This window comes from Trebonia sp. (assembly GCF_030042015.1).
Taxonomy (GTDB): Bacteria; Actinomycetota; Actinomycetes; order Streptosporangiales; family Streptosporangiaceae; genus Trebonia.
This window is the reverse complement of sequence record NZ_JASIAL010000309.1, coordinates 1-4,534: the sequence shown is the minus strand read 5'-3', so window position 1 is coordinate 4,534 and position 4,534 is coordinate 1. Positions and strand designations below refer to the sequence as shown.

The window sequence follows — 4,534 nt, the reverse complement described above, 5'->3', positions numbered from 1 at the left end:
GGCGTCTGCCCCACCGGGGCCCTGATGCCCGCCAGCGAGTACGTCATGCGCCAGGCCGGGACCTGGGATGAGTCCAGGCAGACCGTGACGACCACGATCTGCCCGTACTGCGGCGTCGGCTGCAACCTCGAGCTGCACGTCCAGGACAACCGGATCGTCAAGGTCACCTCACCGCTCGAGCACGACGTCGGCCACGGTCACCTGTGCGTGAAAGGCCGGTTCGGCTTCGAGTTCGTGCAGCGCCGCGCCCGCGAGTCGTAGAACTGTGCAGGCATCGTGACGCAGCCGCTGCGCGAGTCCACCACGGTCGCGATCGTCGGAGGCGGCGTCTCCGGGCTGACCGCGGGGCTGCTGCTGCGGTCCCGCGGGATCGACGCCATCGTGCTGGAACAGCAGACCCGGGCCCACGTGGAGCAGCGGCAGCGCGCGGGCCTGGTGGAATACCGCGCGGTCCGCATGTTCGAGCAGTGCGGGCTCGGCGGCGTGCTGCGGGGCTTCCCGGCGAACAACTACCTGGAGGTCCGGGTCGATGGCCGGTCCCGGCTGCTCGCCGAGGACCTGCCGGGCCTGGCGGCCGTGGGCAAGTCGGTCCCGCAGCAGGCCCTCGTCCGCGGCCTGATCGCCGCGCTCCTCGCCGACGGCGGTGACCTGCGGTTCGAGGTCACCGATGTGGCGCTGCGCGACCTGGACAGCGACCGGCCCGCGGTCACCTACACAGGCCAGGACGGGCGGGCGCATGAGATCAGCTGCGACTTCGTCGCGGGCTGTGACGGGGACCGGGGCGTCAGCGCGGCGAGCGTCCCGGCGGACGCGCTTACCGTGCACTCCTATGACTACGGCATCTGGTGGCTGACTGTCCTCGCGGACGCGCCCGCGCCCAAGCACGCGCTGATGGCCGTCGGCGAGCGCGGGTACGCGGCCCAGTTCGCCCGCGGGCCGAACGCCAGCCGCTTCTACCTGCACTGCGCCGAGGGGGACACCGTCGCGGACTGGCCGCATGAGCGGATCTGGGCCGAACTGAAGTCCCGCCTGCACCAGCCGGACCTGCCGGCCGGCCCGATCACGGCGACCGAGGTCTTCCCGCTCCGCAGCCTGATCCGCGAGCCGATGAGCCATGGCCGGCTGTTCCTGCTCGGCGACTCCGCGCACATCATCCCGCCGATGGGCGCCAAGGGAATGAACCTCGCGCTGTTCGACGCGGAGGTCTTCGCGTCCGCCGTCCGGGATTTCACGGCCAGCGGTGACGAGTCCGGGCTACGGGCCTACTCCGCCACCTGCCTGGAGCGGACCTGGCGGTACCAGGAGTACTCCAACTGGCTGGCCGAGATGATGCACGGTGCCTCGGGGTTCCCGGTCGGGGGCGGCGGCTCCTTCAGGGAGCGGATCATGCGGGCCCGGCTGGAGCGGTTGCTGTCGTCGGAGACGGCTGCGCGCTACTACGCGGAGATGTTCACCGGCCTCGGCTGATTCCCGCCGGCCGCCCGCCGGGCCTCAGAACCCGGGGAACACCGCCCGCAGCCCGGGCAGGCTCACGCCCGATGCCCGTACCTCGCCGGGCGCCACCACGGACTCGTCCAGCCGCCCGTAGACCAGGCGCAGCAGCGCCTCCGCCGTCAGGTCCAGGGAACCGGCCGTCGCGGCGTCGCCTGGTCCGGGCGTCAGGGTGACGCCGCCGGTGTCGAGCGTGTAGGTCCCCGCCGGGTCCGTGGTGGTGACGGCGATCACCGCCGGGTCGGCGCCCTTCTTGCCCAGCCACGGCATCATCTGCGGCAGCCCGGGGAGCAGCAGCTCGACCGCCTCGTGGGAGACCCGCGCGGCCGGGTCGAGGGCCACGGCGACGTCCCAGGTGTGCACGGCGTGCTCGGAAAGGCGCATCCGCAGCAGCCCGGCCAGGTCCATCGTCATGCCGAACATGGGCACCCGGAACGCCGCGATCTCCTCCGCGCTGAGCGCCTCGACGCGAGTGACCAGGGACTCGTTGGCGTCGATGCTCTCGGCCGCCTGATCGTCGGGCGACCGCCCGTTCCACACGTCCCAGATCGCCCGGAAGTCGTCCGCCGACGGAGGCTCGCCGCCGGTCAGGCCGGCGTGCAGGTTCAGCTGGAAGATCTCCGCGCCGCTGCCCAGGTGGGACAGCACCTGCGCGATCGACCAGTCCGTGTCGTAGGACTGCTTGCGCAGGCCAGCGGAGTCCAGGGAGGCGACGATGCCGACGAGCCGGTCGTGTGAGGCGCGGACGGCGCGCACCCAGGGACCGGGATCGGTTACAGAATCCACGCCATGATCCTAATGACTGCGCTGCGCCCAGCGCGCGCAGGTCGTCGGCGTTAGAGTGCTGGGTCATGGGACTCAGTGCGGTCGCCAGATCCGCAGCCCAGTCCTTCGATCGCACCGCCGCCGATTACGACCGGCTGGGCGACCTCAGCCAGAACGACGGTATCAGGAACTGGCTGGTGAACGTGCTCCCTCCCTCCCTCCCTCCGGCGGGCAGGCGCTGGACCGACGTTGTGCTCGTCGATGCCGGTGATCGCATCGCCGAGGTCGGCGGTCGACTGCCCGGCGAGGCTGGCAGCGAGTCGTAGCATCCGCTTCTCGCTGGCCGAGCTGGGGAACTCGCCAGCGTCCCGGGTGGTGATGGCGGCTTCCCAGTCGAGTGCCCACAGCGCGGTGAGCATGCCGTGAGAGTACACACCGCTGGTGCCGGACCGCCCGGCGAGCAGACGGGGCAGCCGGTCGGGATTACGCTGCCGGGCAGCGTGTCCGGCGGCCGACTGGCTCGCTACTGCCTACAATGAGGGTTATGGCCGCTGCTGATGTTGAGAAGTTCCGGGTGGTCTTCGACATGTGTGATGTCGGGGTGCGGATGTACCGGCAGCGGATGCGGCGGGAGAACCCGTTTGCTTCGGATGAAGAGATCGAGGCCCGGGTGCAGGCGTGGCTGCGCAGGTCGAGTGGAGAGGCGGGCGACCGGCTGCGCCTGCCGGCACGCGGGTAGGCGCGCGTGCAGTCGGTTGATGCGGTCCTGCGCCAGGCGGCTTCGGATCTTGAGGCCATCGGTGCCCGGTGGGCCGTCGTCGGCGGCTTGGCGGTGGCGTTCCGGGCGGAGCCCCGGTTCACTAAGGACGTCGACCTCGCCGTCGCCGTCGCAGACGACCAGGAGGCCGAGGGCATCGTCAACCGCCTGCAGGTCCGCGGCTACGCGCTCGCGTCGCTCGTCGAGCAGGACTACGCGAACAGGCTCGCGACGGCGCGGCTGGTCAGGCCGCAGGCGGGTGCGTCGAGTGCGTTCATCGACCTGCTCTTCGCGAACTCCGGCATCGAGGACGAGATCGTCCGCCGGGCCGACCTGCTGGAAGTGCTCCCGGATGTGTTCATGCCGGTCGCGTCGACCGGGCACCTGATCGCGCTCAAGGCCCTGGCCGGCCGCCATCAGGACCTCACCGACCTCGGCTACCTGATCGCCGCCTCGTCCGACGCCGACCTGGATGAGGCCAGGGCAGCGGCCGCGCTGATCGAGGAACGCGGCTTCAACCGGGGCCAGAGCCTGTCCGAAGACCTGGCAGCCTTCATCAGCCAGGCCCGGAAATAGGCCCGGGACGGGAGTGGATACTTACGCTGCGGACCGCGTGCGGGATGGCGTGGGTAAGGAACCGCGAACGCGGTCGTGGGGCTCTTGGATGCGTACCTGGCCGGGGACCGTCCGGTTTGCCAACCCGTACCCTCGTACGCAAGATCTGTTCATGACTATCCGGCCGCCGACTGCTGAGATAGATCTTCCGCAGCTGGCCCGAAAGTCCAGGCGAGCGCTTGAGCAAGAGGCACGTGGTCTCAAGTCCGCCTTGACCGCGTACGCCGCCAGCGCGCCTATTGCTGGGTGTGCGTTCCAGGTCGACACTGCCAGTGCTAGGCACGCACCCAGTCGGGTTCGTAAGGCGCAGCAGAACCTGCTGGCGGTGGGTCAGCAGCAGGCCCGGCTGATGCTGGTCAACGCTTATGGCCACCTGGTGTCCATGGGCCGACTGCTGGGTAGCGACAGGGCAATGTCGCTGTTCGCGCACGTCACCCTGTCGCGCAGCGTCTGCGAGGCCGCTGTCCGCCACGCGTGCTCCTCGACTCCACGATCAGTTACGAGGAGCGGATTACGCGCAGCGCGGCGATGCTATTTGGCAATGCGGAGAATCGGCTCAAAGGCGCCACAGAATCTTCGCGGCAGGCACGCAGCGGGCGATGCCAGCGACCGAGAGCACCCGCCATCTCCGAGGCGGTACCGACCCTATGAGACCAGTCGGCCAGCGTCCAGGCGGACAACCTGATCGACGTCGCCCGGGTCAACCGGCCGGTGCGTGATCAGCAGCACGGTGCGGCCCGCGACCGCCGCCAGCAGGTCCGCCGTCAGCTCCTCGGCCGTCGCCGCGTCCAGGTGCTCGGCGGGCTCGTCCAGGATCACCACGGGGAAGTCGGCGAGCAGCACCCGGGCCAGCGCGAGCCGCTGGCGCTGCCCGCCGGACAGCCGGGCGCCGTGCTCACCGACCGG

Annotated in this window: 6 protein-coding genes and 1 pseudogene; 4 read left to right on the top strand and 3 right to left on the bottom strand. The window is 70.4% G+C overall.

Annotated elements, in window-relative coordinates; genetic code table 11:
* Positions 1-261: pseudogene (locus Q1N79_RS16620) on the top strand (Fe-S-binding domain-containing protein); the annotation flags it as partial.
* Positions 262-276: 15 nt separating this feature from the next.
* Positions 277-1,467 (top strand): 4-hydroxybenzoate 3-monooxygenase, encoded by a 1,191-nt coding sequence (locus Q1N79_RS16615; RefSeq protein WP_300609984.1) that lies wholly within the window; start codon positions 277-279, stop codon positions 1,465-1,467.
* A 24-nt stretch (positions 1,468-1,491) separates the two neighbouring features.
* On the opposite strand, the gene Q1N79_RS16610 is transcribed toward Q1N79_RS16615, so the two are convergent.
* Together Q1N79_RS16610 and Q1N79_RS16605 are read right to left on the bottom strand one after the other, a co-directional pair.
* A complete protein-coding gene (locus Q1N79_RS16610) occupies positions 1,492-2,277 on the bottom strand; it encodes a maleylpyruvate isomerase family mycothiol-dependent enzyme (protein ID WP_300609983.1) in 786 nt (261 codons plus the stop codon).
* 50 nt (positions 2,278-2,327) lie between these two features.
* A complete protein-coding gene (locus Q1N79_RS16605; RefSeq protein WP_300609982.1) occupies positions 2,328-2,675 on the bottom strand; it encodes a hypothetical protein in 348 nt (115 codons plus the stop codon).
* Positions 2,676-2,800: 125 nt separating this feature from the next.
* On the opposite strand from Q1N79_RS16605, the gene Q1N79_RS16600 reads away from it, so the two are divergent.
* Together Q1N79_RS16600 and Q1N79_RS16595 are read left to right on the top strand one after the other, a co-directional pair.
* Positions 2,801-2,995, top strand: coding sequence for a hypothetical protein (locus tag Q1N79_RS16600; protein WP_300609981.1), 195 nt, complete (start codon positions 2,801-2,803; stop codon positions 2,993-2,995).
* Positions 2,996-3,001: 6 nt separating this feature from the next.
* Positions 3,002-3,589 carry a nucleotidyl transferase AbiEii/AbiGii toxin family protein gene (locus Q1N79_RS16595; RefSeq protein WP_300609980.1) on the top strand — a complete coding sequence of 196 codons (588 nt, stop codon included), beginning with the start codon at positions 3,002-3,004 and terminating at the stop codon, positions 3,587-3,589.
* A gap of 684 nt (positions 3,590-4,273) precedes the next feature.
* On the opposite strand, the gene Q1N79_RS16590 is transcribed toward Q1N79_RS16595, so the two are convergent.
* On the bottom strand, positions 4,274-4,534 hold a 261-nt coding region (locus Q1N79_RS16590; protein WP_300609979.1), incomplete at its 5' end, for an ATP-binding cassette domain-containing protein.